Annotated in this window: 19 protein-coding genes; 12 read left to right on the top strand and 7 right to left on the bottom strand. The window is 45.2% G+C overall.

Annotated features, from left to right (window positions below):
• The first annotated feature begins 39 nt into the window (after window positions 1-39).
• Both AC1MBV_RS09985 and AC1MBV_RS09980 read left to right on the top strand, forming a co-directional pair.
• Window positions 40-1,626, top strand: coding sequence for an amidohydrolase (locus tag AC1MBV_RS09985; protein WP_480948175.1), 1,587 nt, complete (start codon window positions 40-42; stop codon window positions 1,624-1,626).
• Between the two features lie 92 nt (window positions 1,627-1,718).
• The gene (locus AC1MBV_RS09980) at window positions 1,719-2,030 is read left to right on the top strand and encodes a DUF4181 domain-containing protein (RefSeq protein ID WP_480948174.1); all 312 of its coding nucleotides are present in this window, start codon (window positions 1,719-1,721) and stop codon (window positions 2,028-2,030) included.
• 6 nt (window positions 2,031-2,036) lie between these two features.
• Here the strand turns inward: AC1MBV_RS09980 and AC1MBV_RS09975 are convergent, their stop codons facing one another.
• Genes AC1MBV_RS09975 through AC1MBV_RS09960 form a run of 4 tightly spaced genes read right to left on the bottom strand, consistent with a single transcriptional unit; the run spans window position 2,037 to window position 4,722 of the window.
• Window positions 2,037-2,549, bottom strand: coding sequence for a DNA-deoxyinosine glycosylase (locus tag AC1MBV_RS09975; RefSeq protein WP_480948173.1), 513 nt, complete (start codon window positions 2,547-2,549; stop codon window positions 2,037-2,039).
• A 25-nt stretch (window positions 2,550-2,574) separates the two neighbouring features.
• Window positions 2,575-3,300, bottom strand: a complete 726-nt coding sequence (locus AC1MBV_RS09970) for a bactofilin family protein (protein ID WP_480948172.1) — start codon at window positions 3,298-3,300, stop codon at window positions 2,575-2,577.
• Window positions 3,301-3,328: 28 nt separating this feature from the next.
• Entirely contained in the window at window positions 3,329-4,057 is a 729-nt protein-coding gene (locus AC1MBV_RS09965; RefSeq protein ID WP_255747884.1) for a hypothetical protein, read from the bottom strand.
• A complete protein-coding gene (locus AC1MBV_RS09960) occupies window positions 4,054-4,722 on the bottom strand; it encodes a YhbD family protein (RefSeq protein WP_255747885.1) in 669 nt (222 codons plus the stop codon). The genes AC1MBV_RS09965 and AC1MBV_RS09960 overlap by 4 nt, the downstream gene beginning before the upstream one ends.
• 190 nt (window positions 4,723-4,912) lie before the next feature.
• Between AC1MBV_RS09960 and AC1MBV_RS09955 the strand changes: the two genes are divergently transcribed.
• The 9 genes from AC1MBV_RS09955 to AC1MBV_RS09915 all read left to right on the top strand — a co-directional run bounded on the left by AC1MBV_RS09955 (window position 4,913) and on the right by AC1MBV_RS09915 (window position 15,882).
• A complete protein-coding gene (locus AC1MBV_RS09955) occupies window positions 4,913-6,259 on the top strand; it encodes an amino acid permease (RefSeq protein ID WP_480948171.1) in 1,347 nt (448 codons plus the stop codon).
• Between the two features lie 197 nt (window positions 6,260-6,456).
• Window positions 6,457-7,431, top strand: coding sequence for a LacI family DNA-binding transcriptional regulator (locus AC1MBV_RS09950; RefSeq protein ID WP_255747888.1), 975 nt, complete (start codon window positions 6,457-6,459; stop codon window positions 7,429-7,431).
• A gap of 164 nt (window positions 7,432-7,595) precedes the next feature.
• Window positions 7,596-9,155 (top strand): ABC transporter substrate-binding protein, encoded by a 1,560-nt coding sequence (locus AC1MBV_RS09945; protein ID WP_255747890.1) that lies wholly within the window; start codon window positions 7,596-7,598, stop codon window positions 9,153-9,155.
• A 73-nt stretch (window positions 9,156-9,228) separates the two neighbouring features.
• A complete protein-coding gene (locus AC1MBV_RS09940) occupies window positions 9,229-10,173 on the top strand; it encodes an ABC transporter permease (RefSeq protein ID WP_255747892.1) in 945 nt (314 codons plus the stop codon).
• 83 nt (window positions 10,174-10,256) lie between these two features.
• Entirely contained in the window at window positions 10,257-11,093 is an 837-nt protein-coding gene (locus AC1MBV_RS09935; RefSeq protein WP_255747894.1) for an ABC transporter permease, read from the top strand.
• Window positions 11,094-11,112: 19 nt separating this feature from the next.
• On the top strand, window positions 11,113-12,096 hold the full coding sequence (locus AC1MBV_RS09930) for an ABC transporter ATP-binding protein (protein WP_480948170.1): 984 nt from the start codon (window positions 11,113-11,115) through the stop codon (window positions 12,094-12,096).
• Complete coding sequence (locus AC1MBV_RS09925) at window positions 12,093-13,079, top strand: ABC transporter ATP-binding protein (protein ID WP_255747896.1); 987 nt, start codon at window positions 12,093-12,095, stop codon at window positions 13,077-13,079. The genes AC1MBV_RS09930 and AC1MBV_RS09925 overlap by 4 nt, the downstream gene beginning before the upstream one ends.
• Window positions 13,076-13,771 (top strand): DUF1028 domain-containing protein, encoded by a 696-nt coding sequence (locus AC1MBV_RS09920; protein WP_255747898.1) that lies wholly within the window; start codon window positions 13,076-13,078, stop codon window positions 13,769-13,771. The genes AC1MBV_RS09925 and AC1MBV_RS09920 overlap by 4 nt, the downstream gene beginning before the upstream one ends.
• Before the next feature lie 2 nt (window positions 13,772-13,773).
• Complete coding sequence (locus AC1MBV_RS09915) at window positions 13,774-15,882, top strand: helix-turn-helix domain-containing protein (protein WP_255747900.1); 2,109 nt, start codon at window positions 13,774-13,776, stop codon at window positions 15,880-15,882.
• A gap of 34 nt (window positions 15,883-15,916) precedes the next feature.
• On the opposite strand, the gene AC1MBV_RS09910 is transcribed toward AC1MBV_RS09915, so the two are convergent.
• From AC1MBV_RS09910 to AC1MBV_RS09900, 3 genes are all read right to left on the bottom strand, one after another.
• On the bottom strand, window positions 15,917-17,143 hold the full coding sequence (locus AC1MBV_RS09910; protein WP_255747902.1) for a DUF2075 domain-containing protein: 1,227 nt from the start codon (window positions 17,141-17,143) through the stop codon (window positions 15,917-15,919).
• Window positions 17,144-17,237: 94 nt separating this feature from the next.
• The gene (msrA, locus tag AC1MBV_RS09905) at window positions 17,238-18,191 is read right to left on the bottom strand and encodes a peptide-methionine (S)-S-oxide reductase MsrA (RefSeq protein ID WP_255747903.1); all 954 of its coding nucleotides are present in this window, start codon (window positions 18,189-18,191) and stop codon (window positions 17,238-17,240) included.
• Between the two features lie 159 nt (window positions 18,192-18,350).
• Window positions 18,351-19,073 carry an LbetaH domain-containing protein gene (locus AC1MBV_RS09900; RefSeq protein ID WP_255747905.1) on the bottom strand — a complete coding sequence of 241 codons (723 nt, stop codon included), beginning with the start codon at window positions 19,071-19,073 and terminating at the stop codon, window positions 18,351-18,353.
• A gap of 351 nt (window positions 19,074-19,424) precedes the next feature.
• Between AC1MBV_RS09900 and AC1MBV_RS09895 the strand changes: the two genes are divergently transcribed.
• The gene (locus AC1MBV_RS09895; RefSeq protein ID WP_370645989.1) at window positions 19,425-21,809 is read left to right on the top strand and encodes a phosphoketolase family protein; all 2,385 of its coding nucleotides are present in this window, start codon (window positions 19,425-19,427) and stop codon (window positions 21,807-21,809) included.
• Window positions 21,810-21,860: the final 51 nt, after the last annotated feature.

Here is a 21,860-nt window from a genome sequence, read left to right as displayed (position 1 = left end):
AAACGAATGGTGGACAACATTCAAGTGAGGTGCCGCAAATTGAAACTATGGATGAACGGAACATTCTACATGATGAACAAGCCTGGGCAGACTGTGACCCGTGTGCTTACCGATAAGGGCAAAATAATTGCTTTAGAGGAACAAGCAGCCGCTATGGCTCAAGAGTGGGGTGCAGAAAGGATTGATCTTCACGGTGGGATCGTTTTTCCCGGCTTCGTTGACAGTCATCTGCACTTGCTCTGGTACGGCCAGGCATTAGATCGCCTGAATCTTTACGGCTATTCAACGAAGAAGGCATGCATGGAGGCAATTACCGAACGCGCAGCTCAGTTAAAGGACGGGGAGTGGCTGTTTGTCGAAGGTTATGATGACAACAATTTAAGCGACAGCTCGCAGCTGCTGACACGGCGCGACCTTGATAGGATCAGCGATGTGCATCCGATTCTCGTGCGCCGGATTGACTACCACACGGTCAGCATCAATACTCCATTTATTAAAAAAATCGGTCTCAAGCGCGGCCAAGTATTTGAAGGCGGCGGAAAGATTGACTTGGATGGAAAGGGAGTGCCAACCGGTGTTTTGCGCGATGAAGCTTCGATGCTTGCCATCGATCGATTCCCGTCCGAAAGCCAAAAAGAGCTGGAGCGGCTGATTAAACTAGCCGTCAATGATTTGTGGAAAAAGGGGCTTGTCGGCGCACACTCTGAAGATCTTCACTATTTTAATGGCTTTGAAGGTACCGTTTGCGCATTCCGCAGCACCCTCAACGAGAATTACCCGTTTCGAGCACATCTGCTTGTTCATCATAGAGAATTAAATGCTTACCTTCAGGCCCCGGAAGCGCTCAAAACATCCGATCCATTTGTTGCGCTCGGCGCTATGAAAATCTTTTATGACGGTACGGTCGGTTCTCATACTGCCTTCATGACTGAGCCATATGCTGGGGAACCGCACAACCTCGGTTTAAAATTTCATCAGGATGATGCATTTGAACTGCTTGTGCGTCAGGCGCGCGCCGCGCAGCTGCCTGTCGCCATTCACATTATTGGCGACCGCGCCTTCGAACAGGTGATTCGCGTTCTAAAAAAATATCCACCGCTTCCGGGTCAAAAAGATCGCATGATTCATACGCCGTGGCTCCGTCCGCATATGCTGAACGCGGCCAAAGGCATGCCGCTTGTTTTTGACATTCAGCCCCAATTCATGAGCAGCGATATGCCATGGGCGCTGGACGTCCTCGGGCCGGCTTTCCCGCCGCTCGCTTTTGCATGGAAATCCATTCAGAAAAGAGGATTCACGATTGCCGGCGGCAGCGATGCGCCGATCGAAGTGCCAAATCCCTTTTTGGCCATTCACTCAGCAGTAACGCGTACATGTAATACAGACTTAAATGGAAAACGCTATTTTCCCAACGAAGCATTAAGTGTTTTTGAAGCGATCGCACTTTACACAACAGGAAGCGCCGCCGCATGTGGTCAGGAAGAGGCGCGCGGTACAATAGAGATTGGCAAAACAGCTGACTTCACAGTTCTCGATCAAGATCCCTTTTCGCTTGATCCCGCCGACCTGCGCAGCATTTCCGTGAGCAAAACGATTGTTAACGAGCGCATTGTCTTTGAAAAATAGGCATCCTTATTTATATTTTCTTATCCCGTAGAGGTGTTCCTTATGAAAATAATTCTATTTTCATTGTTGGTTTCATTCTTTTCACGATCGATATGCTTGTGGAGCACTACCTAAAGAAAAAGTATAGCATCGTGAAAAGCAAGGGCTGGATCTATCACACGTTTAATAGAATTCATTCCGGTTTGAAAGCTATTTTGTTCATTCTACTCATCGTTGCTCTTTTTTTCTTCAATGCTGCGGCGATCGGCATCATCGTCTATGTAACATTGATTAATGCGCTGCGTGCCTTGATGGAGTGGAGATATGAGCATGAGAAAAAACACTATCTGCTTTCGCTGTCTTCGACGGTTTTTCTGACTATTTTTTGTGGCGTGGTTGTTGCGATGCGCATCCTTCCGATCTAAGAGCGTTCACAAGTAATTTTTAATCGTCGACCATTCTTCGATCTTCTCGTCCAGTGTTTTCGGATATCGAGAAGGCGTCGGACTGGTCGACGGCATCTTAATTAAGTCTATGCCGGTTGGGATCAACGCTTTAAAATGCTTTTTAAATACGGAAAATGACTTACTTCCGTTAAAAGCGATCGCTCGGATGTCCGGATATGCGCGAAGCAAGCCGGGAATATTGTTAGGCTCTTCGTCTTTAATTGCAGAGTCAAGGCTTCCTTGGCGCTTGCAATAGTGAATGGAATCCCACAGTGCAATCTGATGTTTCTTAACAAAATTCGTTTTCTGAGCATAGGACGGGTTCAAGTATTCTTGGTTAAAAAGTGCGTACATGATCCGCCAAAATTGGTTGCGCGAATTGGCATAGTATTGCTGCTTCGTCAAAGATTCAACGCCGGGCATCGACCCTAAAATCAGAACACGCGCATCTTTTCCAATAATTTTCGGCATCGAATAGATCGGCTCATTCGTGTTCATCAACTTTCCCCCCCTCTGATTCCCGTTATTCTTTCACCGCAGATTGCACTGTAGCTTTATCATCTTTTTTATAGTCACTCTTATAATACACTCGTCCAATGGAACAGCCTGCGCCAATGGACACGTGATTACCTCTTACGACTTTCGCTTCGGTATCCTCAAGAACAATATTGTCGCCTTCAATCGTATCGGCAATCAGTTTTCTTTTGCTGAACGCATTCAAAAGCTGGCCGAACAGAGCGGATGTAAAACGAGAATGGACGTTTAGCGTCCCACATCCGATCTCCTTAATATGAGAAGCCATGCCGGACAAGGCAATATCAATACGCTCTGCGCTGCATAATCCACCGATTTTCACCGGCCCCTCCGCAATAAATTCCTCAGCCTCTAAATCGCCGTCGACCGACAAAATGCCTGAAACACGTACATTTTCACCATGAATGGAACCAAGCACCTTGCCCCTGCCGTTAATTTGAATGCGTTCGCCCGAGACATCTTCCTCTGTTTTGCATGAGCCATTGATGATGATTGACTCAGCAATTAGTCGTTTTTCAACGACTGCCGAACCGCTGATCACAACGTTCGATGCCTTTGCGTCACCAGTGATGCGGCCTGAACCATTAATATTAATACTGTTGCAAATCAAGTCGCCTTGAATCTTGCCGCTGCCGCTGATCTTTACATCCTCATAACAGCCGCCTGGCGCGCTTCCGGAACCGGAGATTGATAAATTTTTCTTTTCCTCAGTCATTCTCATTTTCCCTCATTTCGAAATTAAATTAATTCGTCTGATTGTCTAAACGGACGACCTTTCCAACATCAAAATGGCCGCTAGTCTTATAGGAACCGGAATACTCAACACGGTCAATCGCGCAACCGTCCGCAATTTCTACATCAACACCGCGGACAATTTTGGCTTCGGTAAATTCCAAAGAGACATGATCGCCTTCAATTGTTTCCGCACGAAACCGCTTTGTAGGCGCGGCACTGAAAATCGCATGTTTTCGTTTCACCGAGACACGTCCGGCACCGATTTCGTTCACATAATTATCTGTATTTATTTTGAGCGTAATGTCGATATCATCACAATTCAGCATGCCGTCGACGTTTATTCCACCGCGCATATCAAGCGTTTCCAAAGACACATCGCCCGCTGCATGAAGCATTCCGCGTATTGTCAGGTCTTCGCCTGTGAGATTCCGCTCGGCAAATAATTCCCCATATATAGATGCCTGCTTTAACGCGCAATCACCCTTAACGCGCGTCTCACCCATAAACCGAGATTCTGCTGCAGCCAGCCTGCCGCCAATGGTTACTTCACCCATATTACGAAAATAATCGCTGCTAAGATCGCCTGACACCATGCACTCGCCCATCACTTTACAAGAATTCGCCTCAACGGAACCGTTAATGGTGCATTCACCCATTATGCTCACCTTATCAAACACACCGCCGCTTGATTGTGTCTCTCCCATTACCTTTAAATTCTGCTTGTGTTCCTGATTCATGACTGCACGTCCTCCTTTGAAATTTCGTCTCGACTGGATTTTTCAATACATGCTTTGAGTGCCTCAACACCAGCAGAAATTAACTGTTTGTCAATAACCTTCACGCCGTCATCAAAATAAAGTGCGACATCATCTGCGGCAATGAAAACCATGGAAACGCCCATTTTTCGAATGAAATAGAGACAGCTGTTCTTATCATAAATTTTATGGCTGCTCTCTTTGAGCACGTTCAGCAAATCGTTTGCCTCAGCGCGATTCATTTGACCCGCTTTCAGCATGTGATCAAGAAAGAACATCGCCAGCAAATCATGAAAGTCAAAACGATGCTGCACGGACCCGAATTCCTTGAAAATAGTGAGCGTAGCATTCGAAACAATGTTTCGATCAAGCAGTTCAGTCTCAGATAATACAATTTTTGTTACCGACTGCGGTGAAAACCGTTCAGCAAGCTCATCCAGCGACAGTGTATCTTTCATCTCGGAAATGGATTGAACACGTTTTAGAATCTTAACTTTCGGGAAAAAGGTTTCCTGACCGGTAAATGTTGCTTTTCGAATGAACCATGCCTCTGGAATAAGCTGTTTTCTTTTCCAACGATACAGCTGTCCATAAGAAATCCCGGTCATTTCCAGTAAATCTTTCTTGGCAATCAATTCATCTTCCATATACAACCCCACTTTCTTAGCACTTCCAACAATATAACATAACACTGTTACGTTGTAAAATATTTCTTTATACTTAAACTTCAATCAATTTTTTCATTCAATTTGCTATAATGAAAAAACGCTGTCTTTACACATATTTCTTTAAAGACACACAAAAAATAGAGACTGTAAACAGGAAGGAAATGAAGAAGTGACACAACAACTAGAAAGAAAGCTGAAAAATCGCCACATTCAGTTGATTGCAATCGGTGGCGCCATTGGTACCGGGTTATTTCTCGGATCGGGAAAAGCAATCCATTTGGCCGGACCATCCATTTTGTTTGCCTACTTGATCATTGGCGTTGCATTATTTTTCGTCATGCGCTCGCTAGGTGAACTGCTGCTGTCAAATACAGGTTACTCATCGTTCACAGACTTTGCTGTAGAGTATCTTGGCCCGTGGGCTGGTTTTGTAACCGGTTGGACCTACTGGTTTTGCTGGATTATGACAGCCATGGCTGATATTACTGCCGTCGGTAAGTACATACAATTTTGGTTTAACGTGCCCCAGTGGCTCCCAGCCTTTCTATGCCTCATCGTTCTGACCATTTTGAATTTGCTCACGGTGAAAATGTTCGGCGAAATCGAATTCTGGTTCGCCATTATAAAGGTTATTACAATTATCGCCCTTATTGTTCTTGGTTTGATTATGATCATTACCGGATTCAAAACAGATACCGGACATGCGTCTATTCAAAATCTTTGGTCGTACGGTGGATTGTTCCCGCATGGCATTAACGGATTCTTTCTCGGCTTCCAGATGGCGGTCTTTTCCTTTGTGGGCATTGAACTTGTCGGTGTTACCGCTGCTGAAACCGCAGACCCGGAGAAAAATCTGCCGCGCGCGATTAACAGCCTGCCGGTTCGTGTCCTACTCTTCTATATTGGTGCACTATTTGTCATGCTCTGCATTATTCCATGGACACAGCTGAATGCAGACAACAGTCCCTTTGTTAAGGTCTTTACGCTTGTGGGTATTCCCGCCGCAGCCGGAATCATTAATTTCGTTGTTCTGACTTCAGCGGCTTCGGCATGCAACAGCGGTCTGTTCTCAACGAGCCGCATGCTCTACTCACTCGGCCGTGAAGGCAGCGCACCGAAGAGCTTCTCCGTCTTGGGCAAGAGCGCCGTGCCTAGCACGGCGCTCATCAGCTCAACGCTCGCGCTCTCAGTAGGTGTTGTTCTGAACTACTTCCTGCCTGATATTGTGTTCACACTCGTAACCAGCATTAGTGCCATCTGTTTCATCTGGGTGTGGGGCGTTATCTTGGTGTCCCACATCATTTATTTGAAAAAGCGTCCTGATCTTGCAGCTGCTTCCAAATTCAAGGCGCCGCTTGCACCGTTCATCAACTGGGTCATTCTCGTTTTCTTTGTCTTCCTGCTTGTCTTGATCGGCATGGCTTCCGACACGCGCGTCGCACTCTTTGTGACTCCGGTCTGGTTTTTGATTCTTGCCATCGCCTACTTGCTTCATCGCAAAAAAATGATCAATTAACACGAAAGATCATTATGAAAAAGTTTCTGTCTGAACCGGCAGGGACTTTTTTATTTTGTTATCCCTTTCATTAATGGAAAGTCAATGACAATTCCTTTTTTACCGGTAAATTAAGTTATACTAGTAAAAGGTGGAATTTCATCCATTTATTTAAAAAGATCAGCAGGACACTCGCGCCAATGAGGAGGATTTCGATTGTGACAGAAAAACCAAAACTAGAAGATGTGGCGAAACTTGCCGGCGTCTCACCGACAACCGTTTCACGTGTGCTCAACAACCGAGGTGCAATCAGTGATAAAACGAGGCGGCGCGTGAATAATGCGATCGAGCAGCTGAACTATCACCCAAATGAAATCGCACGGTCGCTCTTTGTCAGTAAGACACATTTCATAGGGCTCATTTTTCCGACAACCGGACATCCCTTTTATGGTGAACTTGTCTTTCAAATTGAATCTATTTTATCCGACAAAAATTATAAAGTGCTGATTTGCAATACAATGGATCAGGCCGAAAAAGAGAATAAATACTTAAATATGCTTCTCGCCAATCAAGTAGACGGCATGATTGTCGGTGCACATAATATCGGCATTGAAACCTATCAACGTGCGCATCTGCCCATTGTCGCGATTGACCGCAAGGTCTCCGATACGATTACGGTTGTCAGCAGCGATAATTATCAAGGCGGCCGAATGGCTGCGGAGGAACTGCTCCGCCAGGGCCGGACCAAGATTATTCACATTAACAGTGTGATGCAGCGTGAAGCACTGTCCAGCTATCAGCGACGAAAAGGCTACGAAGATGTAATGACGGAGCACGGACTGCCTTTTAAAACGTATACAATGGATCTACCTTTTGATACAGAAGTAAAGAAGCAGATTCTCTCATCAATTTTAGACAAACATCCCGACCTTGACGGCATGTTTCTTGGTGACGATATAACTGCGGCTATTGCATTGAGCATGGTCAGAAAACGGGAAAAAGATATTTTCATTGTCGGGTATGACGGAACGGAAACGATCACGACCTGTCTGCCTGAACTGACAACCATCGTTCAACCCATTCGATCCATGGCTCAATTAGCCGTCGATCTGCTCTTAAAAGAAATCAATGACGATTTCAATGATATTAAGAAAAATTACGTTTTGCCGGTGACTCTTAAGCGAGGGGAATAGCACTGATCACCTCACTATCTGTACTTGTTAACAAATTTCAACCGTTTTTTTGGGATATATCCCAAAAAACGGTTTTTGTTTTTTGGTGAATTTTCTGTATAATTCGTATTTTTACTCATCTATAATTTAGATATCAAATTTTTATAGAGGTGGCGTTTAACTCAATGAAGAAGTTGTCGTTCTTAATGTGTTTCTTGCTTTTATTCGGTATCTTAACCGCATGTTCCTCAAGCAATACGTCCAGCGGCGGTACAAGCACATCCAAGTCTGATCAAAAACCCGTATATGGCGGAACACTGACTATTGCCGATCTTAATGACGCAAAAGGGCTCGATCCGCATAAAGAAACCAACGCTCAATCATTTCATTATATTGAAAATATGTATGACACACTCTTTCAATACAAGAAAGGCAAATACGGTGTGATTGAAAAAGATCTTGTGAAGGATTACAAAATTTCGAAAGATGGAAAGATCTACACGCTGCATCTTTATAACAATGTTAAGTTCCACAACGGCGATCCGCTGACATCAAAGGATGTTAAGTATTCGATTAATCGAATTAAAAAAATGGGTGTACGCGCGCAGCAATTTGAGGCTGTAAGCTCCATCCAAACACCGGACAAAACAACCGTAGTCATCACATTGAAACAAGCGGTAGCCCCATTCCTGACATTTCTGGCTAATCCGATGAACGCAATCGTTAACCAAAAAGTGGTTGACGCACACGGAGGAAAGCTTGATCAGACTGACGCTGGAAGCGGTCCTTTTAAACTGGTTTCATGGAAGAAAGATCAAGAAATGGTCCTTGAAAAGAATAAATCCTACTTTAAAAAGGGACTGCCTTATTTGAACAAAGTTGTTTTCAAAGCTATTCCCGATGATACCGGCCGTACAACAGCCATTCGAAACAAGGAATTGAACATTGATCTCCAACTGTCGTCCAAGGACAAGCTGCTACTTCAGAAATCTCCAGGCATTAATGTGAAATCTGTAACCGGAACCTACTGGGAATACATTGGCTTAAACGTTACAAAAGGACCGTTAAAAAATAAGGATGTACGCGACGCAATCGCTTGGGCTGTTGACCGGGACGCACTGAACAAACAAGTGAAATTCGGTCAAGCAACACCGCTTACAGGTGGACCTATTCCTCCGGGACACGCTTATTATGCCAACTTGAATACGTACAACAAACGAGATGTCTCAAAGGCTAAACATCTGCTTGCCGATGCAGGTTATCCGAAAGGGTTCTCGGTCACATTGAAAGTCGGTCAAACTCAGGATCAAATCGACGCTGCGCAAGTCGTAAAGGCCCAACTGAAAGATGTTGGCATCAAGGTTAAAATTCAGCAGCAGGAAGACAGTGTATTCTTCAATGCTTTAGGTAAGAAACAATTTGAAATGACGATTGTAGGCTGGGTTGGGTTTGTAGATCCGGATGAATTTTTCTACAATATTTTCCATACAGGCGGCGCTTACAATCAACAAGGCTACTCAAATAAGAAGGTTGATCAGCTGCTTGATGAAGGACGCGTGACCATGGATCAGACAAAACGCAAACAAATTTATGAACAAGCACAAAAATTGATCGTGGAAGATGCGCCAATGGTATTCCTTTATGCCAACAATCAGTCTTCTGCCATGACAGATAATGTTCATGGATTCGATGTGAATCCAACCGTTACAACAAAGTCGCTTGAAAGTACTTGGTTGAGCAAATAATTATAATTTCCACCTGGAAAAGACAAGAAATCAACTTGTCTTTTTCATACATAAAAAAATCAGAGGCGGGCTTATGGGTAGATATATACTTCATCGATTGATTATCGCTGTTCCTATATTAATTGGCATTTCGATTCTGACCTTCTTTCTTATTCGTCTGGTTCCGGGAGATACAGTCACAGCCATGCTTGGAACGAATTATAACCCTGAACAGGCGGCTCGGCTTCGAGCACAAATGGGACTGGATAAGCCGGTCATTATCCAATACTTTATTTGGATCGGCCATGTGCTTTGTGGTAATCTCGGTTATTCTTCATTTACCGATCAGCCGGTGTTGACTGCTCTGCTGCAGCGTCTGCCTGTAACATTGGAGCTTGCCCTGCTCAGCGTTCTTGCCGCCCTGCTTATTTCCATACCGCTAGGCATCTGCGCCGCGTCCAAAAGAGGTACAGCCGCCGATTATGGTTCCGGTATTCTGGGTATGTTCGGCATTTCAGTCCCTAACTTTTGGCTCGGTACATTGCTTATCCTAATCTTTTCATTACATCTGCACCTGCTTCCATCCAGCGGTTTTCAATCGCTGAGTAAAAGCGTGCCTGGAAACCTTCTTTCCATGATCATGCCGGTGATTGCACTGGGAACAGCGGTCGGAGCAGTTACAATGCGATCGACGCGATCAGCAATGCTCGATGTCCTTGAAGAGGACTACATCAAGATGGCAAAAGCGAAGGGCGCGGGGAACTTAAGAATCATCTGGAAGCATGCACTGCGAAATGCCATGGTCCCGGTCGCAACGATCGTCGGCATTCAAATCGGTTACCTGCTCGGCGGCTCAGTGATCATTGAACAGATTTTCGGCTTACCGGGAATCGGTCAGCTTGCACTTCAGGCGATTTCCAACCGCGACTACAGTCTGCTCCAAGGAACAATCCTGTTTGTCGCGCTTACGTTCATTGTGATCAATCTTGCTATCGATGTCATCTACGGGTTGATAAACCCAAGAATTCGTTATAAATAAATGCAAAAAATAAGTCCTTCCAGACGGACGACTTGCAGTTAATGCTAAATCAGCACTATGTAAGTGAAATGGGGTAATGATGCATGATAAAAATTTGGGATCGATTTCGACATAATCCGGCGGCAGTAGGCGGTCTGCTGTTTATTCTTTTGTTGATCGCCTCCGCTCTATTAGCAAAACAAGTGGCCCCGCAAAGCCCGTACGCAATGAGTACAACAGCTCGTTTGACCGGCCCCAGTGCCGTGCATTGGTTCGGTACCGATCAATTTGGCCGAGACATTTTCAGCAGAATAATTTACGGATCGCGCATTTCCCTTCAAGTGGGCATCATCGCCGTTGGTTTTTCTTTTGTGTTAGGCACGCTCATGGGCGTTATTGCCGGGTATGCAGGCGGATGGATTGATCAGATCATTTCACGAATTACTGATATACTCTTTGCCTTGCCTGATATTCTTCTTGCGCTGGTCATCATGGCTATTCTTGGTCCAAGTCTGAATAATCTAATGCTTGCCATCGGTATTGTCTATACACCGATCTTTTCCCGTATTGCGCGAGGAGCTGTTTTAAACATCAGGGACTCTTTGTTCATCGAGGCAGCCTATTCAATGGGGGTCAAGCAGTATAAAATCCTGCTGCGGCACCTGCTTCCGAACATCTTATCCCCGCTGATCGTACAAATTACGCTTTCCTTTGCTTTTGCAATATTAGCTGAAGCTTCACTGAGCTTTCTTGGACTCGGCGTCTCTCCGGATACCCCATCATGGGGAATCATGCTGAGCAGCGCCAAGGATTGGATGGAATTGTCATGGTGGACCGCAGTCTTCCCAGGGCTCGCGATCACACTCGCTGTCCTGAGTTTCAACGTCGTCGGGGACGGCTTACGTGATGCACTTGACCCGAGAATCAACAATGGACAATGACAGATTGGAGGAAACAGAAATGGATGATCTGCTTCTTGATGTACGGCATCTCAAGGCATATTTCAAAACAAACAAGCGAACCGTCAAGGCAGTCGATGACCTTTCCTTCACCTTAAAAAGAGGAGAGATTCTCGGGTTGGTTGGAGAATCAGGTTGCGGAAAAAGCACGACGACGCAAGCGCTCCTCAGACTAATCGGCTATCGAAAAAATGAACATTTGGAAGGCGAAGCTTTTTTTGAAGGTGAGGATCTTATTCAGAAAAGCGATAAACAAATGCAGAAAATCCGCGGAAATAAAATCGGCTTTATTGCCCAAAATCCAATGTCATCACTGAATCCGGTCTATACAATCGGCAATCAAATTGCAGAGATACCACAGATACATCAGCGCACCTCGAAAAATAAAGCATGGTCAATTGCTTTAAAAATGCTGCAAAAGGTGGGCATTCCGGATTATGAGACGCGCGCCAAGCAATTTTCACATCAATTCAGCGGTGGCATGAAGCAACGGGCCGTGATTGCCATGGCGCTAGCCGGCAATCCTTCATTGCTTATTGCCGATGAACCGACTACAGCGCTTGACGTAACCATACAAGCACAGATTCTTGATTTAATGGTCAAGCTCAGAGATGATACTCAGGCCGGCATTTTATTGATTACCCATGACCTTGGCGTTGTTGCAGAAATCTGTGACCGCGTTGCTGTTATGTATGCGGGGAAAATTGTGGAACAGGCGCCTGTGGCTGCACTTTTCAATAATCCCCTGCATCCTTATACGAAGGGATTGCTGGCATCCATTCCGAAAATTGGTTCAAGAAAAAAGCTAATCCCAATCAGCGGCCATCCGCCTAACTTGTATGAGCAGAATGCAGGCTGTCTGTTTAAAGACCGATGCCCCTTTGCATTTGATAGATGTCAGCAGGTATACCCCGATCTGCATAGATCAGCGGAGGATCATCACGTAGCATGCCATCTACACAGTGAGGGGATGAATTCCATTTGAATTCACAAAAAAAAGAGTTAATCAGAGTCAGCAATCTAAAAAAGTCTTTCGCAATTAATAAAGGTTGGCGGCGGAAGAACGCGCAAGAAGTCAAAGCAGTTGATGACGTTTCATTTTCTATTTTCGAGGGTGAAACGCTTGGCCTCGTCGGAGAATCAGGTTGCGGAAAATCAACGACCGGCCGCTTAATCTTGCAGCTTCTCGCGCCTACCGCGGGCACGGTCTCCTTTGACGGCCATGATTTGACTAAACTGTCAAAACATGACCTATGGAGACGGCGACGAGATTTACAGCTTATCTTCCAGGATCCTTATTCTGCATTGAATCCAAGAATGACCATTAATGACAGTCTTAATGAACCGCTCAAAGCGTATGGTGAAAACAGCAAGAATAGAAAGAAGACTATTAATCAATTAATAGATGCAGTTGGGATTCCTTCACAGTATCTGAACCGATATCCACATGAATTTTCTGGTGGGCAGCTTCAGCGAATCGGCATCGCACGCGCACTTGCATTAAAACCTAAATTCGTTGTTGCCGATGAACCGGTCGCCTCGCTGGACATGAGTATTCAAGCACAAATTCTGAACCTCATGACGGATCTTCAAAAAGAATTTAATTATACTTATTTATTTATTTCGCATGATTTAAGTGTCATCGACTACATGAGCAACCATATCGGCGTCATGTATCTTGGAAAAATGGTAGAATTAGCAGATCGGGATTCACTTTATCGAACACCGCTTCATCCTTATACTCAGGCTTTACTTTCGGCAATTCCAATCGCAGATCCAAACCGGGCAAAAAATAAAATCATGCTTAAAGGAGAAATTCCAAGTCCTGTTGATCCGCCATCCGGATGCCGTTTTCGAACACGATGTCCCTTTGCTAAAGATATTTGTGCAACAAAGAATCCCGAATGGGTTGAACTAGAGAAAGATCATTATGTTGCATGTCACATTGTACAGGAGGCGCGACAATGACTTATTCCATTGTGGCGAAGTGTAAAGAAACAGGATTATTCGGAGCGGCAGTGACTTCATGCTTTCCCGGGATTGGCGCCTATTCGCCGACGATAAAAGCCAACATCGGTATTATCGCTTCGCAAGGCTGGGTCAACCCTGCTCTCGGTCCGATTGGAATGACCTATTTGGAGGAAGGAAAGACCGCCAACGAAACGTTAAATACACTGCTGATGAAAGATCCGGGAAGAGAGCTGCGTCAGCTCATCGTTATGGATCATTTCGGTAATAGTGCCGTCTATACCGGTGTTGAAAACGATGATGCCAAGGGCCATATCATCGGGGATCAATTTGCTGTTCAAGGAAATATTCTTACCAGCCTTGATGTTCTTTACGCCGTGGCGGAAACCTTTGAAAATACAAAAGGTCCGATTCAGGAACGTTTACTTGCCGCTATGCTCGCAGGAGACAAAATTGGCGGTGACTCACGTGGAAAACAAGCAGCGGCGATAAAAGTTGCTGCCGAAGAAGGGTTCCCATACGTGGACTTTCGCGTCGATGATTCTCCGGAACCTGTTCAAGAACTGTACTCAATTTATAAAAATAATAAGCATGTCTTAATTGACCAATATTATGAGTGGGTCAATGCAGTAAAGGCAGGGATTAAGCTTGAGGATCACCAGGCATCCATGAACAAAGAAAGAGGAATATAAATTTGACGTTCAAACACAGCAACTCAGAACAACAGCATAGCCGCCACTATTTCAATGAGCTGCTTAGAGAGTGGTCTGTTCATTTTCAATTGGAACACCTTTCACTATGGGAATGCCTAAACAAACAAAGTTATTGCATCTGGGTTGTTGATTCAAAATTTTTCAAAAAGACAGACACAGAAAGAGCAAGCCATTTTTCTGTAACTGAAAATTATGTTGTTACCTTTATTGCCGACAAACCGGAAGCTTTCCTCGCTCATTTGCGTAAACAAAGGCACTGGTTGCCGATTTTGTTTGAATCCGCACTTGCCTCACAGCAATATGCTATTAATCGGACACTATGGCGCGAACTGACAGATGATCTGGTCTCTGTTTTCGATGGTTCCTTTTATGAGAAACTATTAAACATACTGATTGATAGCATTCCAAGTGCCGATTCCGGCTTGTTCCTGCTCTATAATCAACGGACACGCAAACTCGCCGTCCGATCAGGAATTGGTTTTGATCAAGAATATTACCAGAAGATCCAGATTGCTCCAACCGAATCGATTGCGGGTACGACGTTCACCAAACAAGAGTTACTTGTCTTCAATGATGAAGGTGCGCTGTGCAAAGGGATGGAATCACTTTCTCCGGATAATAAACGCTTGCTGATACAAGCGAACAAAATGAGCCAGCCTCCTCATGCCGTGCTCTCTTTTCCGATCATTAATGATGGCCGGACACTCGGTGTCGTCGTCCTCCAAGGATCCAGCGACAAGGCTTGTTTCCCACATGAAGTCGCGACAACCATGTACCACATTATGGATTATGTATCCCTTTTGTTTGGCCGTTATCAGAATCACCGTGACACCCAAAAAACGAAACGTGAACTTGAGATTACCTACCGGGCGCTCCGAACTGAGCATAAGCAACTGCAGAAAACTCTTGATTTGTATAATATCTTGACAACACTAATCCGTAATAACAAAGGGATTAAAGAAATTATGCGCGCCATGTACGAAATGACGCTTACGCCCATCACTTATTATGATGAGTTGCTTCTCCCGATCGCTTCATGTGGGACGAATAATAGCCATGTACTGCCGGAAAACTTTCTGAAAACAAGAGAAGCACGCTACTCCATCCGTGTAAAAAAATGGCAGCTTCTCAAATTGGACCACGAAAACCTTCTTCTGATTATTCCTGTCGTTGGTGCAGAGAAAGTAATTGGCTTTCTCTGTGCCTGGATTAATGTACAGACATTCAATGACAGTGATCGAACCCTTTTGGAATACAGCGCGTCCATTCTTGGGCTGGAATCGATGAAAAGACAGGCCATTGATAATACGAAACGACAATTGTTCGGTGATATTTTCGAGCAAATAATTTCGAATAATTTTAATGAAACGATGCTTCAGCAAGCTAAAAATCTGGATTTAAACGAAAAAGATTTTTACACCGTTTTGGTCTGCGAATACGGACATGATGTTTCGTCAAGCATTAATGAAAAGTTTGCGAGCGAAGCCTGCATGAAGTGGCTTGAGCAAGCAATGAGAGAAATGAGCATCAAGGGGCTGGTTACTCACCGGAGAGGCAACATAGTCGCCTTTCTTTCATTTCCATCGGAGTCCGATAAACGCGCCATCGATCAGAAATTGACACGTTTCTGCGCACGCATGAATCAATTTCCGTCCCATATAAAAGTCGGAATTGGCCGTCTTGAACTGGGCTTTATTCGGATTAATCAATCCTATAATGATGCGAAGCAGTGCATCCGTCTGCTCCACAAAAAGAAAAGCGGAAAAATTTATCGCTTCTCAAGCGGCGGCATTGATCATTTGCTGATGAACCACGATTCTGATGAACTGCATTTATTTGTTGATGATCATCTTGGGTTGCTTCTGGAATACGATGTGCAAAAAAACAAAGACTTGCTTCACACACTCTTTGTCTATTTGGAAAACAATCGTAACCTGCAAAAAACAACAGAAGCGCTTTCAATTCATCACAATACCCTCTACTACCGAATCAGTCAAATCGAGCAGATTTTGTCCGTCAAGCTCTCCAGCACAGAGGATTGGATGAATTTGGCGATGGCTTGGAAAATCTATCAATTTTTGCATGACTGAGTACAAAAAAGAAGCTGTTAAATCCCCTTGTTTCTCATTTCTGCAGCTCCGCCAATCTGCGTCTCAGCCCTGGATCGCTTGCATAGATGTACAAGCCGTGGACAGCCCGCGTCATCAGGACATTTATGGAGTTCAGTATGATTTTTTCTTTAATGCCATCAAGATTTTTCAGATCGTCTCGTTTTACAAACGCAGCGCCGTCCTCATAGTTTTCGGTACGAATTTCGATTCGATCTTCGTGTTCGTCATAGGACACCGATGGACCGAGGATGACACCGGCATAGTTCAGGTCGAAACCTTGAATGGTATATACCGAGCCAACCTCATCAATCGTATCGGCGCGTTCCGCCCATGCCTGCTTTTCTGTCGGCTTCGAACGGTCCCACCGCACATGAAAATTCGGTTCGTCGATATAATAATCGCTGCCGTCTAAGGCATACGGATAGTCATAGGTTGCGATCAATCGTGAAAGATGGTACTGACTGTTTCGTGCCTTGATGATCTGGTACAGTTCGCCGGCATCCTGAAAAATGCGAAAATCAAAGTCTTGCTTCTTAGGAAGCGGTAAAACTTCTTTATGTACAAATGCATGAATCCAGTTAAGAACATCCTTATCGGCGCGCATGCGGAACTGATCAGTCAAATAGAAAATTTCGTGCGGAACACGCCTCATGAATTCCTGAACCCTGCTTTCATCCCAATAGCTTTTCAGTTTCAGTACTTGTTTTTCATCGAAGACCATGATCACTGTGCGGCTGCACTTTAAAATCTCTTCAAGCTGATTGTCCTGATTAAACCGGTTGTAGCGATCACTCTTGGTCAGGAGAAGGTGAGTCTCGTCAATCAGCACCACATCCGCGCGTTTACCGGATTTCTGCATTTGATTAATAAATGATGTAGGCCTTATAAAGTCTTTTTTTCGAACACTCGGAAGTTGCTCGGCGATTTCCTTGTACAATTTGATCATTTCCGAATGATTGACAATCAAGTAATTATTGGTATGCGTGAGCGAATCATCGGCACCTCCTGCTCGTGCCGCCGTCTGGATTTCATTGAACACCGAATTGAGCACGACGCTCTTTCCAGTTCCCGCATCCCCCTGTATTATAAACAAGGCGGTTTGGTCATTGGATACATGTGCTCTGCAGAAGTCCATAATCCTTTGTTTCAGCTCCAGTTGCTGTTCCGAAAGTTTTTTAAATGGCGAAAGCTTAAATACCGCCTGGTTATGATCCTGTTGGTTCTTGTTCCTCTGCAGCATTGATTAAACGCCCCTTTTTTCCAATACTTTTCAGTGTAGACGTTTTTTCATCAGAAAAAAAGAGCAGCCTCAAGACCACTCATTGCGCATCATTCTATTTAAAAAACGCTAAATATTCACCGTAACCTTCCACCTCCAAGTCTTCTTTTGGAATAAATCGCAACGCGGCGGAATTAATGCAAAAACGATGTTTCGTCGAAACAGACGGCTCAGGGAACACATGCCCTAAATGCGAATCGCCAAGTTTGCTACGTACTTCATTGCGATGCATGAGAAAGCTGTTGTCCGGAACCGTTACGATACGGTGCGTGCTGATTGGTCGGGTGAAGCTCGGCCAACCGCAGCCGGCATCATATTGATCGGTGGTTGAAAATAATGGTTCGCCGGAAACAAGATCCACATAGATTCCGGGACTTTTATTGTCCCAAAATTCATTGTGAAACGGCGGTTCCGTTCCTTTTTTCTGTGTCACTTTATACTGAAGCGGCGTCAGCTTTTCCTGTAACTGTTTACGATCTTTTTTTACGCTCCAGTGCTTCGCAATAAAATCCTCCCGCCCGGAGTTCTGGCGATAAAGCTTATAGCTCATCGGATCCTTGCGATAATAATTTTGATGAACGTCCTCTGCTGGATAAAAAGGTTCTGCCGGAACAATTTCGGTCACAATCGGTTTCCGAAAGCGCCCGCTTTCCTCAAGTGCTTTTTTGGACGCTTCGGCAAGTGCCTTCTGTTCATCACTATGATAAAAAATAGCTGTACGATACTGACTGCCCCGATCATGGAACTGTCCCTTGCGATCGGTAGGATCAATCTGCTGCCAGTACAGCTCAAGCAGCTTAGCGTATGGAAAAACATCCGGATCAAACGTAATCTGGACCGCTTCGGCATGCCCGGTTTTTCCATAACATACTTCACGATAGGTCGGATTCTCCACATGGCCGCCGGTATAGCCGGACACGACGTCAACGATGCCCGGCTCCTGATCAAAGGGCTGCACCATGCACCAAAAACACCCGCCGGCAAATGTCGCCTTTTCCGTTCGACTCATCTAAATCACCTCATAATTGAAATCGGTTTCTTTATTAATTATTATATCATCCCCAAGGGCAAATCAAGAAATACGGGGCCAGGAGGTGTCGCATCCGTCACAAAGCGCGCAAAAAAAAGCGCTCCGCGGGAGAACGCTTCTCTTTACTTTCAGTTTTATTTACGGCTTCAGCTTCATTTTCTTGTTCGGTGTAAGGTTAAGTTCCTTGCCGCCCATCGATACTCGTGTTTCTTTTGGAATAAATCCGTGGGCGCGCGTCAATGGGAACACCCATGTATACGGCCCGATGCACGTTCCAGGTAAGGTTGCCGAATTGGCACCGATTCGGCTGAAATCGCCAAGCACACAACCGAAGAAATCAGTATCAAACTTTGTATACGTATCGCCGACCTTGACCCCGATGATACCCTGATCAAAACGCCTATTTGCAATAATCGTACCGGAACCGACACGTGCGCCTTGTCCAATGACCGAGTCGCCGGCAAACGTGAAGCTCTGTACCTTAGCACCGTTGCTGATAATTGCATGCTTCACTTCGCAGCCATGGCCGATCACACAGTTATTGCCGATCATCGTATACGGACGAATCAGCGCCCCGGACTGAATTGTGACGTTTTCGCCGATAATGACCGGTCCTTCAATGGTGACTTGCGAATGAATTTGTGTCCCCTTGCCGATCGAATAATTGCCGTGCAGATAGCTTCCCTCAGCAAGTTCTCCGTCATTCTTTTTCAGATTGTTGTTTTCCACACGTTGCTTTATAATTTCCGTCGCCTTTTGCAATGCTTCCCAAGGATACTCAACCCCTTGGAAAACTTCCGGAACGTAGAAGCTATCCATATTCTCAAAGAAATAGCTAAGCTTCAATTGTTCTTCACTCATGCTCATAACCTCCATTGCTTATGTTGAGATCTGTCTGCCATCTGTATTTTTAATAAGTGCGGTCATCAGAGCGTCCACGCCTATTGCTGCCTTGAATCACTTAACGGATCCTTCTCCATTATATCCATAACACGATATGTTTCACAGTGCTTTCATTGATAAGGCCAAGTACGCAGAAAACCAAACAGGAATCTGCTTCCCATTTAGCGAAAATAGACTTATGGTAAGAATAAAGCATTCCATGAATTAACCAGCATTTACTTATTTTTTTATCCCGCTTGACGAACACTATACTATCCGCACTATTGTACCAGTCAAACTTATTCCCGCTTTTGAAAGGAGCCGCGTATGATGAATGAATCAGTAGAAAAAATAGTGGACTACTCTTCTGAATCCTATCTGGATAAAGTTGATAAATACTGGCGTGCCGCGAACTATCTGTCCATCGGTCAAATTTACTTAAAAGACAACCCGCTGCTTGATCGGCCGATTGTGCCAAGCGACATTAAAGTTCATCCGATTGGACATTGGGGAACGATCTCCGGTCAAAATTTTATCTATGCCCATTTGAATCGAATTATTAACAAGTATGATGTGAACATGTTCTATATTGAAGGACCCGGTCACGGCGGACAGGTTATGGTTTCGAATGCCTATCTTGACGGCAGCTACAGTGAAATTTATCCGAATATCTCGCAGGATAAAGCAGGTATGCAGCGTCTTTTCAAACAATTTTCCTGGCCGGGCGGTGTTGCGTCGCATGCCGCTCCCGAAACCCCCGGATCCATTCACGAAGGCGGCGAACTCGGCTATTCCATTTCACACGGCGTCGGTGCCATTCTGGATAATCCGGATCAAATCGCTGCTGTCGTAGTGGGTGACGGTGAGGCTGAAACAGGACCTCTTGCCGCCTCGTGGCACGCAAACCATTTCATTAACCCAATATACGACGGCGCTCTTTTGCCGATTGTCTATATTAATGGGTATAAATTAAGCAATCCGACCCTGTTTTCCCGAACTTCCGATGAGGATTTAAGAAGCTATTTTGAGGGATTGGGTTGGGATCCTTACTTTGTCGCAGGCAGCGATCCGCAAGCCGTTCATCCGGCCATGGCAAAAGTGCTGGACCAAGCCCTTGAAAAAATTAAAACCATCCAGAAAAATGCCCGAGATCATAACGATGCAGCTATGCCAAAATGGCCGGTCATCATCTTCCGAAGCCCTAAAGGCTGGACGGGACCGAAGATGTGGGAAGGCAAGCCTGTTGAAGATTCTTTCCGGTCTCATCAAATTCCCATTCCGGTTGACCAGCATCATTTGGAGCATGTGGATGCACTGATTCAGTGGCTGAAATCTTATAAACCGGAAGAACTGTTCAACTCGGACGGTTCCTTAAAAACTGAGATTGCTTCGATCATTCCTAAAGGAAACAAGCGGATGGCGGTCAATCCGATCACGAACGGAGGAATCGAACCGCGAGCGCTTCGCCTGCCGGATTATCGTCATTATGCGGTCGACATCCGGGAACGAGGCAGTCAAGTTACTCAAGATATGATTATCTTAGGGAAGTATGTCCGAGATATCATCCCGCTCAATCCGCATAATTTCCGCATTTTCGGTCCTGATGAAACGGCATCTAATCGGCTGACATCTATTTTCGAAGTCACAAGCCGACAATGGTTGGGTGAAATTGATGAGCCTCGCGATGAATTCGTCGCGCCTTCCGGTCGGGTATTGGATGCACAGCTCTCCGAACATCAAGCCGAGGGCTGGCTTGAAGGATACATTTTGACCGGCCGTCATGGATTTTTTGCCAGCTATGAAGCGTTCCTGAGAGTTGTGGATTCGATGCTCACACAATATTTCAAATGGCTGCGCAAATCGAGTGAACTTGCTTGGAGAAAGTCGTGTCCATCGTTAAACCTTATTGCTTCTTCAACGGTTTTCCAGCAGGATCACAACGGCTACACACACCAGGATCCGGGACTGCTCTCGCATCTCGCTGAGAAAAAGCATGAATATATTCGTGAATACCTTCCGGCAGACGCCAATACACTGCTCGCCGTCGCGAATAAACTGTTCCGGAGCCGAGACAAGATTAATTTAGTCGTGGCCTCGAAGCACCCGCGGCAACAATGGTTTTCCATTGATGAGGCCTCCGAATTGGTCGATAACGGATTGGGAATTATCGACTGGGCCAGTACCGATCAAGGAACAGAGACCGATCTCGTTATTGCAAGCTCCGGCACCGAACCGACACTGGAGAGTCTCGCCGCCATTCAATTGCTGCACCATGCTTTCCCTGAAATGAAAATTCGCTTCATTAATGTGGTGGATTTGTTGAAGCTGAAAAGTCCTAGAAAGAGTCCGAGAGGATTAACGGATGAAGCATTCGATCACTATTTTACAAAAAACAAACCAGTACTTTTTGCTTTTCATGGCTATGAGGACTTAATCGAAGATCTGTTCTTTGGCCGTCACAACACAAACCTGACCGTACACGGCTATCGTGAAAATGGAGATATTACAACACCGTTTGACATGCGCGTGCTGAACCATTTGGATCGGTTCCATCTTGCCAAAACGGCAATTATGCTGCAGCCGAGCTATGCAGAGAAAGGCGATGCGTTCATTGCGCAAATGGATCGCATGATCGCCAAGCATAATCGCTACATCCGCGAGGAAGGTGCAGACCTTCCGGAAGTAGTGAATTGGGAATGGACACCGTTAGACTGACAACTTCGCCGGCAAATTTAAGATCATCATTTGAAACTCCCTCCTTCACCG

The sequence above is a fragment of the Sporolactobacillus sp. PKPK-6 genome, assembly GCF_056678885.1.
Note: the sequence above shows the minus strand (reverse complement) of the source record. Positions and strands in the feature narration are given on the sequence as shown.

Coding starts and splice junctions, on each gene's coding strand:
- AC1MBV_RS09980 (WP_480948174.1), top strand. CDS start 1,719: ATGCTTGTGGAGCACTACCTAAAGAAAAAGTATAGCATCGTGAAAAGC.
- AC1MBV_RS09975 (WP_480948173.1), bottom strand. CDS start 2,549: ATGAACACGAATGAGCCGATCTATTCGATGCCGAAAATTATTGGAAAA.
- AC1MBV_RS09970 (WP_480948172.1), bottom strand. CDS start 3,300: ATGACTGAGGAAAAGAAAAATTTATCAATCTCCGGTTCCGGAAGCGCG.
- AC1MBV_RS09965 (WP_255747884.1), bottom strand. CDS start 4,057: ATGAATCAGGAACACAAGCAGAATTTAAAGGTAATGGGAGAGACACAA.
- AC1MBV_RS09960 (WP_255747885.1), bottom strand. CDS start 4,722: ATGGAAGATGAATTGATTGCCAAGAAAGATTTACTGGAAATGACCGGG.
- AC1MBV_RS09945 (WP_255747890.1), top strand. CDS start 7,596: ATGAAGAAGTTGTCGTTCTTAATGTGTTTCTTGCTTTTATTCGGTATC.
- AC1MBV_RS09940 (WP_255747892.1), top strand. CDS start 9,229: ATGGGTAGATATATACTTCATCGATTGATTATCGCTGTTCCTATATTA.
- AC1MBV_RS09935 (WP_255747894.1), top strand. CDS start 10,257: ATGATAAAAATTTGGGATCGATTTCGACATAATCCGGCGGCAGTAGGC.
- AC1MBV_RS09930 (WP_480948170.1), top strand. CDS start 11,113: ATGGATGATCTGCTTCTTGATGTACGGCATCTCAAGGCATATTTCAAA.
- AC1MBV_RS09920 (WP_255747898.1), top strand. CDS start 13,076: ATGACTTATTCCATTGTGGCGAAGTGTAAAGAAACAGGATTATTCGGA.
- AC1MBV_RS09910 (WP_255747902.1), bottom strand. CDS start 17,143: ATGCTGCAGAGGAACAAGAACCAACAGGATCATAACCAGGCGGTATTT.
- msrA (WP_255747903.1), bottom strand. CDS start 18,191: ATGAGTCGAACGGAAAAGGCGACATTTGCCGGCGGGTGTTTTTGGTGC.
- AC1MBV_RS09900 (WP_255747905.1), bottom strand. CDS start 19,073: ATGAGTGAAGAACAATTGAAGCTTAGCTATTTCTTTGAGAATATGGAT.
- AC1MBV_RS09895 (WP_370645989.1), top strand. CDS start 19,425: ATGAATGAATCAGTAGAAAAAATAGTGGACTACTCTTCTGAATCCTAT.